The following is a 17271-nucleotide window of genomic DNA, read 5'->3' on the forward strand; positions in this document are numbered from 1 at the left end:
TATCCCCTTTTTGTGGCAATACCGCATAATTGAACAAGCGCGATTTGCGAGCAAATTTTGCATCCTGATTAGGCGCGGTTTTGCGGTAATACTTGCTGTATTACCGTGAAATCGTAACGACATCAGGGTACAAAATTTCCGCAAGGCACCGCAGCTTTCATTGTGTGGTGTTGCCTTATTTATTAAAGAATGTACTTTTTGAGCGTCGTGGTGAACTCGTCAATGCGCTGACGCGCGATCTCCTCCAGCGTTACGTCCTTCAGGCTCTCGACAAAACCGCGCTCCTGCTGATACAGCCAGCGCGTCAGCTTTGCGTCCAGCTTTTCATAGTGGCAGTCCTTCAGCCAGTCCTCATAGGAAATCGGCAGCGCATGACCCAGTTTTTCCTCCAGCAGCGCCTGCTTGTCGATCTTGTCGGCACGCGCGAGAATGCCGTTCCAGAATTCCAGCACCTCTTCAATGTGCTCGTGGATTTCGTAACGGCGTGCACCTCCATCGTAGATCGTGCACTTCTCAAACAGCGGATTCTGCATGGAAAGCGTCTGACGGCGGAACTCCGGCGCCACAATGCCGCCCTTCCAGTAAAAGTCGATGAGCGCACGGTTGATGCCGGAAACGCCCTTGTCGCCTTCCTCGTAGCAGCTGAAAACGCCCTCGTAGTACACAGTGATGAAGCCCTCAAAGTCCGGCCAGTAGGTGCGGATTTCTTTGGTCAGCTTTTCGAGAATCTCAATGCCCTGCGTACCGCCGATGGTAAACAGCAGGATGTTGCGCAGCTTGGCGCCCTGCTTGCGGTAATAGTCGGTGACATAGCGCAGGCACTGCACAAGCGTCTCGCCCGAGGCGATGATATCGCCGATCATCAGCGTGCTGTTGGGCACCATGGTCAGCTTGCAGTATTTGATATCGAGTGACATCTCATCATTCTCGCCAAACACGCGCTCACTGGACATAAAGCTGATGTCATGCACGCGAATATGCTCCTTGTAGCAGCTTTCCTCGAGCGGGTAGTTGAGTGCGCCGCGCAGAATGGACAGAATGTTCGCTGAAGTGATCTTTTTCTGCTCCTTGAGGTAGTACATCATCTGCGAGGTAGCTGTTACGAGTGACGCATACACCTCGTAGCCGACAACCTCCGGATGGTTCATCAGCTTGCGGGTCTCGGCCTCCGAGACGATGTAGTATTCATTGACAAAGCTGCCACCCGCCAGACGGTAGCAGTCTACACCCTGATCGCTGAATTCCGGTACGATATGGACGTCATTCCAATTTTCGATCATATCAGTTTCCTCCCTAAAAAAAGGGACCGACTGCCGTTTTTGCGGGCAGAAGGTCCTTAGTTTTCATCGTTTTCCTATTTGATTCAACGGAATGCCGCATGTTCTGTTTTTACACAGCATATCCGTCCATCCCCTCTTTTTCGACTTCATTTTACTGAATTTATTATACGGGAGAAACCATACCGTTGTCAACAGCTTTGCAAGCCTCAGCCGGATTTCTTACTTATAATCCGCATTCAGAAACAGCGGCTTGATCGTAGAAATCTCGGCGTATTCCTCCTGCGAGACCTGCATATCCGCATTCATGGTCTGCAGATCGGCCTTGACGACCTCAAGCGCCTCCATGACGTTCAGCGCATGGCCTTCCGCGATGGCCTGCTGCATACGGCGCAGCACGATCGGGTGCGCGTACCGTGCGGGCAGCGGAAATGCCGGAAAACGGTCGATATAGTTCTGCATCTGTACCCGCGCCTGCTTATCCCCGCGCAGAACAGCCGCATTGTTGTTGCGCGCCGTCGGCAGCAGGCGCCATCCGCCAAACAGGAAAACTGCCGCCAGCAGACACAGCAGCAGGTATCCGCCGGAGAAACCGCGGCACACGAGCGACACCACGCCGTAAATCAGCGCCGCCGCCCCGAGCACCATGATCGCTGCAGCCGCCCAGCGGTATCCCGCGCTCCTGCTCTGGTAGTTGCGCCGCCGTTTGGCTGCACGACTGAGCCGCTTGTACAGCTCGGGCTTGCGCTCGAGGTACGTGATCGCATTCTCCAGCTCCTCAATCTCCCGCTCGGCGCGTATGCTGAGCGGCGGCCGTCGGCGTTCTTCCGCCCTCCGGCGCTCGTACTCGACCTCGAGTTCAGCCTCCTCTTCCTCGCTGACGCACGGAATCTCCGGATGCATCTTGTGCAGCACGCGCAGCAGCTCGTCAATCTGATCCTCGTATTTGAAACAGCACACCTGCTGCAGACCATTATCATACTCCACAAGCAGACAGGCTCTGCCTGCAAGCACACCCCGGACACCGCCGGTGCCTTCTTCTATAAACTTAAATGCCCGCGTAATGGCGGAAAACGGCACATAATAATGCCGGTCAATAAAATAACTGTTCAAATATAATGCCCGACGACCAACACCGCACGGACCGATCCGGCGGCAGTGCTGCTTATCGCGGACAAGCGAAGCGTCATCCAGCATGGTTCTGCTGAGCGGACGCGGTTTAAAAATCATGTCCATCACCTGTAAATATTGTAGCACAAAAGCGTGGATTCAGCCACCCGATCCCATAAGAAATCCTGCTGCGGCGGTTCTTTATGCAAAGCGACAAATTCTCTCTTTCAGACAAATCGTTTTTGGCATACTATCCAAAATCACAGTATTCCTATTGACAATTAGGATATTCAAGTCTATACTTTCAATCACCGAAACCCGATAGGATTTATATGAATTGAAAGGAGAACCTGTCATGAGCCGAATGTACTGTATGAATCGCTGCTGTATGTGTATGCACCGCTGCTCGTGTATGCGTTCCCTTGTGACCTGGCGAATGTGCGCATAACGCGCATAAACCATCCTGGCGGAAGGCATACGTCTTCTGCCTTTTTTTGTCGAAAGGAGCTCTCCCTTGTGAAGCATTTTTTTAAATCACTGCCAGTTCTCTCCATTCTGCTGGCGCTCGCCTGCGATATTCTGCTGCCGGATTCCGCGCAGCATCCTGCCGCAGAACATCCCTATTTTACATGGGCGCTGCTCATCGGACTGGCCGTGTATGTGATTGCCCTGCTGATATCGCTCGGCAACACCAAGGTGCGCGATAAGCTGTCGTACAGCGCACTGTTCTATGCAGGAGCGGTTCTGGTGCTGAACATTCTCAACCTGCTGACCGCCAAGTTTGCGATTCTGCCGGTGCTGTACTTTCCCTCGCTCGACCGCGTGTTCGGCGTTCTCGTCGAGGACAGTGCGTTCCTCGCGACCTGCCTTGCATACTCCGCACGCCTGCTGTTCTTCGGCTGGCTCGGCGGTGCAGTCGTCGGCATGCTGACCGGCATTGGCATCGGCTTCAACAAGACCTTCGCCTACTGGGTACAGCCGCTCGTCCGCGTACTCGGTCCGATCCCGTCCACCGCGTGGATCCCGCTCGTGCTCATCGCATTCCCGACTGCGATTTCCGCCAGTGCCTTCCTAATCGCGCTGGCTGTGTGGTTCCCGACTACCGTGCTCACCAGCAGCGGCATCGCTTCCATCCCCAACTCGTACTTTGAAGTCTCCTCGACGCTTGGCGCGGGCAGCTTCTACCGCATTGCCAAGGTCGGCATTCCGGCGGCTATGCCGCATATGTTCCTCGGCCTGTTCAACGGCACCTGCTCGTCGTTCATCACGCTGGTCACCGCCGAAATGCTCGGCGCCAAGTACGGCATCGGCTGGTACATCAACTGGCAGAAGGAAATGATGGCATATGCCAACGTATATGCCGGGCTGATCATCATTGCAGTCACCTTCTTCATTCTCATCACGCTGCTGTTCAAATTCCGCGACCGCGTGCTCGCATGGCAGAAAGGAGTTATCAAATGGTAGGAAGTATTTCGATTTCGGGTGTATCCAAGCATTTTGTCAATCCCACCGGAGAGCGTATTACCGCTCTCGACAATGTTTCGCTCGATATTCCCGCCGGTTCGTTCGTTTCGCTGATCGGACCGTCCGGCTGCGGCAAGTCCACGCTGCTGCGTTTGATCTCCGGTCTGATTCCGATGGACGACGGCAGCCTGACGCTGGACGGCACACCTATCAAGGCCCCCGGTGCAGACCGCGGCTTCATGTTTCAGGAGCACACGCTATTCCCGTGGCTGTCGATTTATGATAACATCGCGTTCGGCCTGCGCGCCCGCGGCATCTACAAGCAGGAAAAGGACCGCGTAGACGAATTTATCGAGATGGTCGGCCTCAAGGGCTTCGAGCATTCGTATCCGTACCAGCTTTCCGGCGGCATGTGCCAGCGCGCGTCTCTCGCAAGAGCACTCGTTGGCAAGCCCAAGGTGCTCCTGCTCGATGAGCCGCTCGGTGCACTCGATGCCTTCACCCGCATGAACATGCAGGACGAGATCCTGTGCATCTGGAAGGAAACCGGCATGACCGCCATCATGGTAACGCATGATGTGGATGAGGCCGTGTATCTTTCGGATAAGGTGGTCGTTATGACACCCCGACCGGGACGCATCACCGGCACGTTGGATATCCGGCTTGCCCGCCCGAGAGCACGCAGCTCGGAGGATTTTCTTCACTACCGTGCAGAGATCCTTCGTCAGCTCCATTACGGCGGCACAATCCAAGAACCCAACTACTACATTTAAGATCGCATTAAAGAACGCACGTTCATTATTATTACTTTTATTATATATTTTCCTTGAAAGGTCAGAAAACCATGAAAAAGAACGGTACTTTATTTCGAGTAGCAAGCGGACTTCTCGCAGCTGCACTGACACTCTCGCTTACCGCCTGCGGCGGCTCGAGCAGCAATTCGGACGCTTCCGCGGCAGCAGATTCCGGCGCAACCCACCTGCGTCTGATCTACTCTCCTTCTCTCTGTGCCGCACCGATGTACATCGCGATCGAGAACGGCTACTTTGAGGACGAAGGTCTGGACATTGAGCAGGTAACGGTTGACGCGGCACACGTTTCCGAGGCCATCGGCGCGGATCAGGTTGATGTCGGCATGGGCCTGATCGGCAAAATGCTCCAGCCGCTTGAGAACGGCCTGCCCATCAAGTTCACCACCGGCATCCACACCGGCTGCACCAAGCTGCTCGTGCCCGGCGACAGCGATATCAAGAGCATTGCCGACCTCAAGGGCAAGAAGATCGGCGTACCCGGTCTGGCTGACGCGGCAACCGTTGTCTCCAAGCGCTCGCTGAGCGCGGCAGGCATCGGCGTGACCGACCAGAACATGGAGGTTGAATTCTCGGTTTACTCCCGCAACGATCTGGCGCAGGCACTGCAGAACGGTGCCGTTGACGCGATCGCACTCGGTGATCCGGCGGCGTCCATCGCGGCAGAGCAGTACGGTCTGACCGCTCTCATCGACACCGCAACCGATCCCGAGTACAAGGACGAGTACTGCTGCGCAGCATTCGTCACCAGCAAGCTGGCGGAGGAAAATCCCAAGGCCGCAGCCGCCTTCACCCGTGCGGTGCAGAAGGCTTCCCAGTGGGTGCAGGACAATCCGGACGAAACGGCAAAGATCATCACGGAAAAGCAGTATATCTCCGGGGACGCGGATTTCTGCGCGGAGATCCTCAAGACCTACAACTACAAGCCTTCGGTTCAGGGCGGCTATGACGCACTTAAGCAGAACGCCGAGGAGCTGACCAAGATCGGCATTCTGAAGGAAGGCACGGATGCCAAGGCGTTCGCAGACAACGCCTATATCTTCTTCGATGATGTTCCGGATGCACCGGAGAGCGACGCTTCCACCGGCACGACCGCCTCTGCGCCGTCCGCTTCTGCTTCTTCTGCCAATTTCCAGCCGACAGAAGCAGCAGCCGAGGCTGAGGACGACTGCTGCAGCGGCAAAATCACCAAGCCCGCACAGGACACAAACGCAAAGGCATAACATTGTTTTTACAGGGAGGAAAGGATTATGTCGGAACTGAAATGCACACACAGCTGCTCGGACTGCAGCAGACTCGGCTGCCGTTCGGCCAGCGAGGAGCAGTACCCGCCGTTCTGCCTGACGACGAACGTAGATAAGGCACTGCTCGAGGAAACACTGGAAATCTACCGCAACGACCCGGAACAGGGTCTGATTGCCCGCACCTCCGCGTGCATTGAAGGCGAGTTTTACGGCCGCCTGACCCGTGTCGAGGAAACCATCGAGTTCATCAAGCGCATGGGTTATAAAAAGATCGGCATCGCGTCCTGCGTCGGTCTGATGCGAGAGACTTCCATCTTCGCCCGTATTCTCAAGGCAAAAGGCATCGAATATTTCACGGTCGGCTGCAAGGTCGGTGCACAGGACAAGACCGAGATCGGCGTGCCGAACGAGAAAAAGCTCAACGGCGGCTGCGGACACGAATCCATGTGCAACCCGATCATGCAGGCCAAGACGCTTGCCGCGCACGGCTGCGATTTCAACATCGTGATTGGTCTGTGCGTCGGACATGATACCCTGTTTCTGCGCCACAGCAAGGTTCCGACAACGGTTATGATCGTCAAGGACCGGGTACTGCAGCACAATCCGGTGGCGGCACTGTACGGCGCACAGTCCATGTATTCGCGGTTTAAGGATTTGGGATTGTAAATTCAGCAAACCGGCTGCAATCCGGCACCGTCCGAACTGCATCCCTGCGTTTCTACCCTTTGGACTTCATCATCATCTCTCTTTCGCCGTTTTGAATGATTGCAAAAACCCCCTGCCTTCTTTCTGAAGACAGGAGGATTTTTCAGCTTAACCTATAACATCGGGCAAAGCCAAGGCGGCTCATCTGGTTTTCTCTTTGCCGAGCGTTGAATACAGCACACCGAACACGATAAGCACCGCACCGGCAATAAAGCCGACTGTCATGTGCTCGTTCAGCAGCAGGACACCGAGCACCATCGAGGTGAGCGGCTGAATCGGGTAAAACAGAGAACAGGTGCTTGCCTCTGCACGGGAGAGACAGTAATTCCACAGCGAATGCGGAATGGTCGTGCAGAAAATCGCCACATAAAACAGCACAAGGATGTACTTCGCGTGCAGGAAGTCCATCTCCGGGTGAGTGATGATCTCGCGGAGCATCAGCGGCAGCGTGCCGATAGCGGCAACGTAAATACCGTAAGTCGTGACGGTCAGCGCATCATACTTCTGCGAGAACGAGCGCATGAACACGCTCAGCGCGCTCCACGTCAGCACCGAACCGAGCGAAAGCGCTATGCCGAGGATATGACCGCCGCCGGCGTCTCCCCCGACGATGCAGACCGCACCGGCAACCGCGCTGACAATGCAGACGACCTTCTTCATCGTCATGCGCTCATGCAGCAGCAGCACCGCAAAGAAGCAGATGGCGATCGGGTTCATGCAGTTGATGAGCGATGCCAGCGATGCTCCCGCCAGCTTGGTGCCGTACTGCTGCAGACCGATGGACAGCACATAGCCGCCCAGACCGAACATGATAACGTATTTCCAGTCGCCGCCCTTGATCCTGCGCGGCTTGCCGTTCGGGTCGGGCTTACGCAGGCGCTGCAGGATGGTCATGGCAATGGCTGCGATGATGTAGCGCAGGCACAGCAGCGTGAACGGCTGAATCACATCGAGCAGTACCTTGCTTGCCGTGTACAGGCTGCCCCAGAAAATCGTGGTCAGCGCAAGCAACAGGCAGGTTGTTTTATCGTTCTTTTGTTGTTGCACAGTTTGTCAACTCCCCTTTTGTGCATTCTGAGTTAATTGTAGCACTATTTCAGCGAGTTGAACATAGGACGATATAATTTTTAGTGATTCTGCATTATGCTACTCCCACTACGTTCTCCGCACTTCACTCTGTATATACGATAAAAAAGAGGACCCCAAGGTCCTCTTTCTCGCGCTTTAATAAACGTACTCGAACTCGAACTCTCCGATCACGACCGGAGCGCCCTCCTCGATGCCCATTTCCTCCAGCTTGGCGTAAATGCCTGCAGACTGGAGCATACGATCCATATACTGGCGGGATTCGTAGTCATCGATATTGACCGAGCCCATAATCTTGTCCACCCATGCACCGGTGACAACGTATGCGTCGCCGTCGCGCTCGATGGTCCAGTCGTTCTCGGTTGCGGCCTTCTCCTCGACCTCGACGAACTCCGGCTCGTAGATGAATACCGGCGGGAGCTGCTGCAGCTCGTGCCACGTCAGATTCATCAGCTCCTTGACGCCCTGGTTGGTCGCCGCGGACAGCTCCGCAAACAGGAAGCCGCGCTCCTCTGCGTACTTGCGGATCTTCTCAACCGGCTCGCGGTCATCGCCCAGCAGGTCGGTCTTGTTGGCAACAATGATCTGCGGACGCGCTGCCAGAAACTCGCTGTAGCCGGCAAGCTCGGCGTTGATCTTCTCAATGTCGTCGATCGGGTCACGGCCCTCGCTGCCTGCCGCGTCAACCAGATGCAGCAGCAGACGACAGCGGTCAATGTGCCGCAGGAAGTCGTGGCCCAGACCGGCACCCTCACTTGCGCCCTCGATAATACCCGGAATATCGGCCATGACGAAGTTCTGCTCCTCACCGACCGAAACCACGCCGAGGTTCGGCACCAGAGTCGTGAAGTGGTAGTTTGCAATCTTCGGACGCGCCGCAGAAACCATGCTCAGCAGCGTGGACTTGCCGACATTCGGGAAGCCGACCAGACCGACATCAGCCAGCAGCTTCAGCTCAAGGATAATGTCGCGCTCGACACCCGGCAGACCCGGCTTGGCAAAACGCGGCGCCTGACGCGTCGGCGTTGCAAAATGCGTGTTGCCCCAGCCGCCGTTGCCGCCCTTGGCTGCTACAAACGGCTCACTGTCGGACATATCCTTCATGACCTGACCGGTTTTCTGGTCGCGGATGATCGTGCCGCGCGGTACGCGAATGATCAGGTCCGCACCGTCCTTGCCCTTGCAGCGCTTACCGCCGCCCGGCTCACCGGGAGCCGCGACATACTTTTTCTTGTAACGGAAATCGAGCAGCGTGGACAGATTGTCATCTACCTTGAAGATGACCGAGCCGCCGCGGCCGCCGTCGCCGCCGTCCGGACCGCCGGCCGCCACATACTTTTCGCGGTGAAAACCAACCTTGCCGTCACCACCCTTGCCGGATACGATCTTGATTTTTGCAATATCAATAAACATGGTAGTCCTCCTTTCTTCTCAAAGGTGTAATATCTATCTAAAATCAACAAAATCCCAGACGAAGTCTGGGACAATAAAATACCAGTTTGCTTGCAAACTGCAACCACATGACAGGATTTCGTCCAGAAATCCGAGTCATCGGCCCGCCCGCAGGCGAATTGCGCCTCCGGCGCAATCATCCAATCGCGGCACTCCGTGCCGCAACAAAACGTCCAGCTTTGCCGGATGTTTTGTTACCCCGACCCAGCCGCATTGTACGGCGCCGTTCGGGTATCAAATTTCGGTTTCGCAAGGAACCGGAATTTGAATATAGGGGCTTTGAAGCCCCCTATACGCAACGCTATAATTACTGCGGGTAAACGGAAACCTGCTTGCGGTCCTTACCCAGACGCTCGAAGCGAACAACGCCCTCAACCTTTGCGAACAGGGTGTCGTCCTTACCGCGGCCAACATTCACACCCGGGTGGATCTTGGTGCCGCGCTGGCGAACCAGGATGTTGCCTGCCGGTACGGTCTGACCGTCTGCACGCTTTACACCCAGTCGCTTGGACTCGGAATCACGACCGTTCTTGGTCGAACCAACGCCCTTTTTATGAGCGAAAAACTGTAAGCTAATCTTCAGCATCTGCTTGCACCTCCATTACGTTCAAGAAATCAGAATAGTTTTGTTCCAGTTCGGAAAAATGCAGCTTCAGAGCACAAAGTGCATCCTGTCCGCGTTCCACATCGCCTTTCGGCAGCGTAAAGCGGATATGCGCTCCGTCATCCTCGATGAGAGTATCGACCGGAATATGCTGTACATCATACAGCAGCGCATGCGTCAGCATAACCGCACTGGAGATCGCTGCGCAAACGATGTCTTCCCCTTCCTCCGCATAGCCTGCGTGGCCGAGAATATCCACCGCGAGGATTTTATCCTCCTGCAGCGAAAAAGTGACTTTGGTCACGGTCTTACGCCTTGATGGACGCGATGGTCACCTTGGTGTACGGCTGACGATGACCCTGACGACGGCGATAACCCTTCTTCGGCTTCATCTTGAAGATGTTGATCTTCTTGCCCTTGCCGGTCTTCTCAACCGTGCCGGTTACAACCGCGCCGGAAACGTACGGAGCGCCTACGGTGATGGAATCACCCTCGCCTACTACCAGAACCTCGTCAAAGGATACGGTAGCACCGTCCTCTACGCCGAGCTTCTCAACGTAGATTACGTCGCCCTCGGATACCTTGTACTGCTTGCCGCCAGTTTTCAGAATGGCATACATGTGTTTTCCCTCTCTTTCGTTGTAGAGTCACGCTTGGCACGGCGGTGCATCGTTTGATACACACTTACAAAAGCCTATGCACAATGCGGCTTTTAATAGCATAGCACAAGAGGCACGAACTGTCAAGTCCATGCCTCTGATTTTTTTAATTTTCCCGCAGATTATGCGTTTGCATCCGCAGATGCGGAAGAAGCGCTGCTGTCAGACGAATTGTCGGACGCACTGCTGTCGCTCGAACTGTCAGAGCTGCTATCCGAGCTGCTGCTATCGCTCGAATTGCTGCCGGAAGCCGTGGTATTGCTGCTGTTATTGAAGAACGAAGCAACAAAGTCATAGAAGCCGGACGGAATCGTGCTCGTCGAGCCGGTTGCGCTGCGGTCGGTGCTGACAAAGCCGGTGTCACCCTCTGCAAGACCGATCACGCGGTCGGTGAACAGCACATAGTACTGGCAGATCGGTGCATCGCCGGTGGAGGCGGCATAGCCGGAAGCGTCATCGCGGTACTCGCCCAGCTTGTCCTGCAGATAGCCCTTCGGAACGCTGATGTAGCGAAGCTGCGAGCCGGTGCTCTGTACTACATAAACGCCGTCGTTCAGCATCGGGATCAGATCCACGATGCTGTTGGTCTCTGCGGTCTTAGCCGCAGGAAGCGTTGCGGTGATGCTGCTCTGCAGGGTCTGATTCTCCTGCGTCAGCGCACCAATCTGTGCGGACAGATTGTCCTTATCCTTATTCAGTGTTTCGATCTGCGAGTTCAGGTCCGCAATTTTACTGCCGCGGGACTTGAACAGTCCGCCGAAGATGATCGTCAGCAAAAGCAGTACCAACACGGCAATGCAGAGCACCATGCGGTAGTTCAGCTTGACCGATGCTCTGCGCATCGGCTTGCCTTTGCCCATACGCATGCCGGAACGCACCGGACGTGCCGACTGACGTCTGCCCGTGCGTGCGGGACGCTCACTGCGGTCGCGGCTGCTCGAGCGCTCACTGCGGTCCGAACCACTTTCGAACCGGCTGAAGTCCGGCTCAAAGCGGTCGAATCTGTCGAAGCGGTCGTTCTGATCGTTCTGATCCATCATTAATTCTCCTGCCTTTCAGCTGCGCTTACTTGGACGGATTTTCGATGACCTGAACCTCACCGTTGGAGTGGCCGACGATCATACGCTTGCACATGTTGAGGAACAGACCATGCTCCAGCACGCCGAGCATGCCGGTCAGCTTGGAGTAAACGTCCTGAATGTCAAAGCCTGCGCCGAGGTGCAGATCCGCAATGAAGTTGCCGTTATCGGTAACAAAGGTTTTGCCGTCGCGTACACGCAGAACCGGATTCCAGCCGTAAGCTGCCATGCGCTCCATCGCCTGCTTGGAGCCGTACTGTGCGATCTCAACCGGCAGATGGAAAGCACCGATCTTGTCGACCAGCTTGGACTCGTCCATGATCCAGATAACTTCCTTCGCCATGGATGCAACGACCTTCTCGCGGTACAGCGCACCGCCGCCGCCCTTGATGGCGTTGAACTGCGGGTCGATCTCATCTACGCCGTCGATTGCCAGATCAACGTGATCCAGCTCGTCGATGGTCAGCAGCGGGATACCCAGCTCGCGCGCCTGCGCCTCGGTAGCCTTGGAGGTCGGGATCGCCTGAATCTTCAGGCCGTTCTTTACCATCTCGCCTACTGCATTTACCATGTGGTACGCAGTGGAACCGGTGCCCAGACCAACAACCATGCCGTCCTTTACATACTCTGCCGCCTTATCGCCGGCAAGCTTCTTCATATCCATTATATTCGTCCTCCCCTGACGTGATAAACCGTATGTTGCGGTTAACTCATTAGCTTTATTATAGAATGAATCCGGACAAAGGTCAATCTTTTCTAATTTACAAAATAAAAACAATCCCGCCGAAATCTGGTGGGATTGCAAAAGCAGTCGATTTCTGTTATACTTGTCGTTAAGAAAGGTGCTGCCGCGCCTGCGGTAGGCGGTTAAGTCTTGCCCCTGTAAGGGGGGTGGTTTTATGGAATATCTCGTAATTCTTGTAGTGATACTTGTACTTATTGAGCGTATTTTAGGACCAAAGAAGAAATAACCGCCTCTCACTCCCAATGATTGCGGTTATTTCTTCCGTTTTCTTTAGGGGCTGACCGTCTACCGGCAGCACCTTTCGTTATCTTTAGTATACCCGCCCGCACCCGGATTGTCAACCCGGATACGGGCGGTTTTTGTTTACTGAATGCCGTTCTGCAGCTTTGCCGCCTTGAGCGTATTCTTCATCAGCATGGTGATGGTCATCGGACCGGCACCGCCCGGAACCGGCGTCATGTAAGAGGCCTTTTCCATAACCTCCGGTGCCACATCGCCGCAAACCTTGCCCTCAGCGTTGCGGTTGATGCCAACGTCAATCACCACTGCGCCCTCCTTGACCATATCCGGCGTAATAAAGCCTGCCTTGCCAACAGCGGCTACCAGAATATCCGCACGGCGGCACACCTCTGCAAGATCCTGCGTGCGGCTGTGGCAAATGGTAACCGTGCCGTGACGGTGCAGCAGCAGCATGCTCATCGGCTTGCCGACGATATTCGAGCGGCCAACTACAACGCACTCCTTGCCCTTCGGGTCAATCTTGTACTCGTCGAGCAGCTCCATGACACCCGCGGGCGTGCACGGCACGAAATCAAAATTGCCAACCATGATCTTGCCGACATTGACCGGATGGAACGCGTCCACGTCCTTCTTCGGATCGATGGCGTCGATGACCGCCTGCTCGGAAATATGCTTCGGCACCGGCATCTGGCACAGGATGCCCGAAATTGCCGGACTTTCGTTGAGCTGCGCGATCAGACCAAGCAGCTCCTCCTGTGTGGTCTCCTCGGGAAGCGCGTACTTCTCGCTGTAAAAGCCGCACTGCTCACACGCGCGCTCCTTATTGCGGACGTAAATCTCGCTCGCCGAATCGTTGCCGACGATAATAACCGCCAGACCCGGCGTTACACCCTGCTTTTTCAGCGCCTCGGTCTCTGCCAGAATGCTGCCGCGCACCTTCGCGGACAGTGCCTTGCCGTCCATTCTTACTGCACTCATATTGTCGTTCTCCTTTATCGTGAAATGTTATTCGCCTTTTTTCTCGTCCGCCTTGTCCTGCTCCGGCGCATAGAACGCCTTCTCGACCTTGATGCGGTTATATTGCCGTACCAGCACAATAATCGCCGCAATGCAGCTTATGCCGGCCAGCAGCTGCGATACGCGCACCGGGCCGAGATACAGGCTGTCCGTCCGCAGGCCCTCGATCCACGCACGGCCCAGACCGTACCACGCTACATACAGCAGCGCCATTTCGCCCCCAAACTTGCGCTTCTTCGAGTAGAAATGCAGTGCAATAAAGCCCACCAGATTCCACAGCGACTCATACAGGAAGGTCGGATGCACCGGAGAGGCACCGTCAATGCTCATGCCCCACGGCAGAGAGGTTGCACCGCCATGTGCCTCACCGTTGACAAAGTTGCCCCATCTTCCGATGCACTGACCAATCAGCAGACCGAACGCCGCCAGATCGCACAGGCTGGCAAACGACAGTTTCTTCATTCTGCTGTACACCGCCAGTGCAATCACAACACCGATGACCGCACCGTAAATTGCGATGCCGCCCTTCCAGATGGCGATGATCTCATTCGGATGCTGGCTGTAATAGCCCCATTCAAACGCCACATAGTAAATGCGGGCGCTGATGATGCCGACCGGCACACAGATGATCAGGCAGTCCATCAGATTGTCCGACGTAACGCCGAACTCCTGCGTCCGCCGATTGACATACAGCGCCGCCAGCACAAAGCCCAGACAGATAATAATGCCATACCAGTAAATATCCTTGCCGAACAGATTGACAGCGACACGGTTGATGTCAAGGTTCAGGCCGAGCGCCGGAAATGAAATTGTGTGTTCCATGATCTTTCTTCTTTCTATCGTTACTTCGGCTCTACCACCGACATGGTCGAGCGGTTCGGCTGTGCCCAGCGGCGGAACATTTCCTGCACATCCTCCGCATGAATGGTGTCAAACAGCCCGGCAAAATCCAGATAATGCTCGCCCGCAAAACAGAAGTGATCTCCTGCCGTGCATACAGATCGGGCACATCCAGCATACGCAGGCGCATGCCGTACAGCGCGTTCTTCATGCGGCGGAACAGCTTCGGCTCGATGCCCTCCTGCGCCAGCCGTGCAGTCTCCCGCTCGAGCGCTTCGCGCACAGCCGCAGGATCTCGGCTCTCGCCGCCGAGGATCGCGCATGCGCCATCCGGAATGAGCGAGTAATCCACATCAAAATCGCGTCCGAGCAGCCGCTTTTCGTACAGCTTTGCATACAGCGGAGAGGTATCGCCGCACAGAATACGCACCGCCAGATCACCGATCAGACTGCGGCGCAGACGGCTTTCTCCGGCCGGAACCGGCTCATCCTTAAAGCCGACCATACACTGCGGCAGCGACACCTGCATTTTGCGCGTCACAACCGGCTGATGGACTTCCGCGCGGCGCTCGCCGTAATGACGCTGACCGATCTCCGGTGCGTCCTGCGGTGAAATCTCCTCTGCCATGCGGCATACCTGCTCAAAGTCCGCTGTGCCGCACACCACGAGCGCCATGTTCTTCGGACTGTAAAACGCACGGTGACAGGTGTACAGCAGCTCCGGTGTAATATGCGAAATGCTCTCCTCGCTGCCCGGAATGGACACACGCACCGGATGATTACGATACAGACCCTCATACGCGCCGACAAACACCTCCCAATTGGGTGTGTCCTCTACCATGCGGATCTCCTGATTGATAATGCCGCGTTCCTTCTCCACGTTTTCATCCGTGAAGTACGGCGTGAACACGAATTTAAGCAGAATCTCCAGATTCTCCTCAAACCGGTCGGTACAGGAAAAGTGATACGCCGTCATGGTGTGGCTTGTGAAGGCGTTCGGACTTGCACCGGTGCGGGCGAATTTCTGCAGTGCGTTGCCGTCCTCATCCTCGAACATCTTGTGCTCAAGGAAGTGCGCCACGCCTGCCGGTGTATCATACCGCTTGCCCTCAAAGGTGAACGATGCGTCCACCGAACCGAAATCGGTCGCCAGAATGGCGAAGGTTTTGCTGAAACCCTTCTTGGGCAGATAGCAGATGCGCAGACCGTTTGCCAGCGTGCGGGTCTGCATACTCTCGTGCAGAGCGGAATAATTCTTTGTCATTTTGCCGCTCCCTTCATAAAGAATACCGTGTCAAGCGCTGTGCTCTGTGCCGCGGCAATGACCTGCTCGCGCGTGATGTCGGCCACCTGCTCGATGCGCTCCTCGGGCGATACGAGCGTGCCTGCAGCCGCCTGTCCCATCCAGTAGCGCTCGAGTGTAAGCGGGTCGTCGAGCATGGTGCGCCAGCCGTTGACCAGCGTTTTGCGTGCGCTTTCGAGTTCTGCGTCCGTAATTTCGCCCTTGCGGCACAAATCCAGCTGGTGCAGGATTTCATCGCGTGCGACCTCGAAATTTCTGTTCTCAATGCCGGAGCCCACGATCATCAGTCCCTTAGATGCCACAAACTGTGCGCTTGCGTAGTAGCACAGCGACTTTTTCTCGCGTACGTTGAGAAACAGCTTCGCGCTTGTCGAGCCGCCGTAGATGGTCTGGAACACCCAGTACGCCGCCGGTTCTCCGCCGGTCAGTGATGCACCGCCGGTACGGAAGCCGAGCGACAGCTTGCCCTGGGTTACCTCGGCATCCTCAACGACCTCACGAACGTCACCAACAGGTCGCGCCTGCACGACCGTGTGCGGCTGATACAGCGTGCCCTCGCGCGGCTGGGCCAGCGGCGTTGCCATGAAGCGCGCTTCCACCTCGTCCGGCATCATCGTACCGCAGTAGAACAGCTCCACCTGCGCCTCACTCAGCGCGCGGCGATAGGCCGCATACAGCGTTTCCGATGTAATGCGCTCTGCCTGCTCGATCGTACCGAGCGCGGACTTGCCGTAGTCCTCGTTTTCGCACATGATCTCATTCAGTCGGCGCGGCGCCCACGAACGCGGATCGTTTTTGAGTGCAGCAATGCGGTCGATCAGATTGCCGCGTTCGCCCTCTGCATAAGCGGCGCAGAACAGGCCGTCCTGCAGATACGGGTTGTACAGCAGATCGCACAGCAGACCGATCACACCGGCGGTCAGACCGTCGGCTCCCGGTGCATAAGCCTCATCAATACAGTCGGACAGAAAGCCGATGCACAGGTTTTCGCCCTCCTTGCGCACTGCGGCTTCAATACGGGCGCCGTACAGCTCATCGAGCGCGGTGCCGAACGCCTGCATATCGTTCAGCCTGGCCGTGCCGCGGCGCAAAACCTGCGGCAGACACGCGCGCAGCGCGGCATCCTCGCCGCCGAGCGGCAGCACCAGCATCGCACGCAGCACTGCCCGCTTAAACTTCGGTGTGGTCACGCAGGTGAGATTGATTCCCGCACCCAGCGTTTTTCGGGTCACTCGTTGCATAATTTCCCTCGATTCCGGAAAAGTTTGTCTAACGGGTTATATTATACCGTATATGTGGGAGTAACGCAAACGTAGTTTATGTGAAGTTGCGGCGGTTTAACCGCAACGCAGGCTATTCCGGCACCGACCCGCTAGGATGCACGAACCGCGCAGGCTGTTCGCCCTATCCGGGCAGCATTTCTCAGCACCGGCTGCGCGGGGTACTCGAACTGCGCAAGCGTGTTCGTCCCTTTCCGGGCGGAGAGTTTTCCGCTGAACCTCAGCGGGGGATTCGCCGTCTGCGGACGGCGGGAACGTGCCGCGCCCCGCGGCGGGGGCAAAAAGGAAGGACAACCTACGGTTTTCCTTCCTCTTTGAACTCCTACCTTTCCCTTGCTTCCTAATCTGGCGCAGATT

Annotated in this window: 17 protein-coding genes; 4 read left to right on the forward strand and 13 right to left on the reverse strand. The window is 56.0% G+C overall.

From position 1 onward, the window contains the following. Positions 1-182: 182 nt before the first annotated feature. Both DXB00_RS10985 and DXB00_RS10990 read right to left on the reverse strand, forming a co-directional pair. Positions 183-1280 (reverse strand): hypothetical protein, encoded by a 1098-nt coding sequence (locus tag DXB00_RS10985; RefSeq protein WP_243022690.1) that lies wholly within the window; start codon positions 1278-1280, stop codon positions 183-185. A gap of 219 nt (positions 1281-1499) precedes the next feature. Next, a complete protein-coding gene (locus tag DXB00_RS10990; protein WP_118729667.1) occupies positions 1500-2507 on the reverse strand; it encodes an ATPase P in 1008 nt (335 codons plus the stop codon). 396 nt (positions 2508-2903) lie between these two features. Here DXB00_RS10990 and DXB00_RS10995 point away from each other — a divergent pair, with 396 nt between their 5' ends. The 4 genes from DXB00_RS10995 to DXB00_RS11010 all read left to right on the forward strand — a co-directional run bounded on the left by DXB00_RS10995 (position 2904) and on the right by DXB00_RS11010 (position 6570). Next, a complete protein-coding gene (locus DXB00_RS10995; protein WP_118729666.1) occupies positions 2904-3851 on the forward strand; it encodes an ABC transporter permease in 948 nt (315 codons plus the stop codon). Beyond that, a complete protein-coding gene (locus tag DXB00_RS11000; RefSeq protein ID WP_118729665.1) occupies positions 3845-4624 on the forward strand; it encodes an ABC transporter ATP-binding protein in 780 nt (259 codons plus the stop codon). Before DXB00_RS10995 ends, DXB00_RS11000 begins: the two co-directional genes overlap by 7 nt. Before the next feature lie 71 nt (positions 4625-4695). Beyond that, complete coding sequence (locus DXB00_RS11005; RefSeq protein WP_117489777.1) at positions 4696-5883, forward strand: ABC transporter substrate-binding protein; 1188 nt, start codon at positions 4696-4698, stop codon at positions 5881-5883. A gap of 27 nt (positions 5884-5910) precedes the next feature. After that, on the forward strand, positions 5911-6570 hold the full coding sequence (locus DXB00_RS11010; protein WP_116705304.1) for a DUF1847 domain-containing protein: 660 nt from the start codon (positions 5911-5913) through the stop codon (positions 6568-6570). Between the two features lie 180 nt (positions 6571-6750). On the opposite strand, the gene DXB00_RS11015 is transcribed toward DXB00_RS11010, so the two are convergent. The 11 genes from DXB00_RS11015 to yfmF all read right to left on the reverse strand — a co-directional run bounded on the left by DXB00_RS11015 (position 6751) and on the right by yfmF (position 16875). Further along, positions 6751-7656: a DMT family transporter gene (locus DXB00_RS11015; protein ID WP_118361037.1), complete on the reverse strand. Its 906-nt coding sequence runs from the start codon at positions 7654-7656 to the stop codon at positions 6751-6753. Positions 7657-7833: 177 nt separating this feature from the next. After that, entirely contained in the window at positions 7834-9108 is a 1275-nt protein-coding gene (gene obgE, locus DXB00_RS11020; protein WP_110436007.1) for a GTPase ObgE, read from the reverse strand. A gap of 346 nt (positions 9109-9454) precedes the next feature. Next, complete coding sequence (gene rpmA / locus DXB00_RS11025) at positions 9455-9733, reverse strand: 50S ribosomal protein L27 (protein WP_110436006.1); 279 nt, start codon at positions 9731-9733, stop codon at positions 9455-9457. Then, positions 9720-10055, reverse strand: a complete 336-nt coding sequence (locus DXB00_RS11030) for a ribosomal-processing cysteine protease Prp (RefSeq protein WP_110436005.1) — start codon at positions 10053-10055, stop codon at positions 9720-9722. Before DXB00_RS11030 ends, rpmA begins: the two co-directional genes overlap by 14 nt. 4 nt (positions 10056-10059) lie before the next feature. Beyond that, a complete protein-coding gene (rplU, locus tag DXB00_RS11035) occupies positions 10060-10371 on the reverse strand; it encodes a 50S ribosomal protein L21 (protein WP_117489775.1) in 312 nt (103 codons plus the stop codon). A gap of 161 nt (positions 10372-10532) precedes the next feature. Next, positions 10533-11447 carry a hypothetical protein gene (locus DXB00_RS11040; RefSeq protein ID WP_117489773.1) on the reverse strand — a complete coding sequence of 305 codons (915 nt, stop codon included), beginning with the start codon at positions 11445-11447 and terminating at the stop codon, positions 10533-10535. Between the two features lie 28 nt (positions 11448-11475). Beyond that, complete coding sequence (rpiA, locus tag DXB00_RS11045; RefSeq protein WP_110436003.1) at positions 11476-12153, reverse strand: ribose-5-phosphate isomerase RpiA; 678 nt, start codon at positions 12151-12153, stop codon at positions 11476-11478. A gap of 444 nt (positions 12154-12597) precedes the next feature. Next, positions 12598-13452, reverse strand: a complete 855-nt coding sequence (gene folD, locus DXB00_RS11050; RefSeq protein WP_118729664.1) for a bifunctional methylenetetrahydrofolate dehydrogenase/methenyltetrahydrofolate cyclohydrolase FolD — start codon at positions 13450-13452, stop codon at positions 12598-12600. 27 nt (positions 13453-13479) lie between these two features. Further along, on the reverse strand, positions 13480-14313 hold the full coding sequence (lgt, locus tag DXB00_RS11055) for a prolipoprotein diacylglyceryl transferase (RefSeq protein ID WP_118729663.1): 834 nt from the start codon (positions 14311-14313) through the stop codon (positions 13480-13482). Positions 14314-14344: 31 nt separating this feature from the next. Then, positions 14345-15595, reverse strand: a complete 1251-nt coding sequence (yfmH, locus tag DXB00_RS11060) for an EF-P 5-aminopentanol modification-associated protein YfmH (RefSeq protein WP_119214915.1) — start codon at positions 15593-15595, stop codon at positions 14345-14347. Beyond that, on the reverse strand, positions 15592-16875 hold the full coding sequence (gene yfmF / locus DXB00_RS11065) for an EF-P 5-aminopentanol modification-associated protein YfmF (protein ID WP_118729661.1): 1284 nt from the start codon (positions 16873-16875) through the stop codon (positions 15592-15594). The genes yfmH and yfmF overlap by 4 nt, the downstream gene beginning before the upstream one ends. Between the last annotated feature and the right edge of the window lie 396 nt (positions 16876-17271).

This window comes from Butyricicoccus sp. OF10-2 (assembly GCF_003481925.1).
Lineage (GTDB): Bacteria > Bacillota > Clostridia > Oscillospirales > Butyricicoccaceae > Agathobaculum > Agathobaculum butyriciproducens.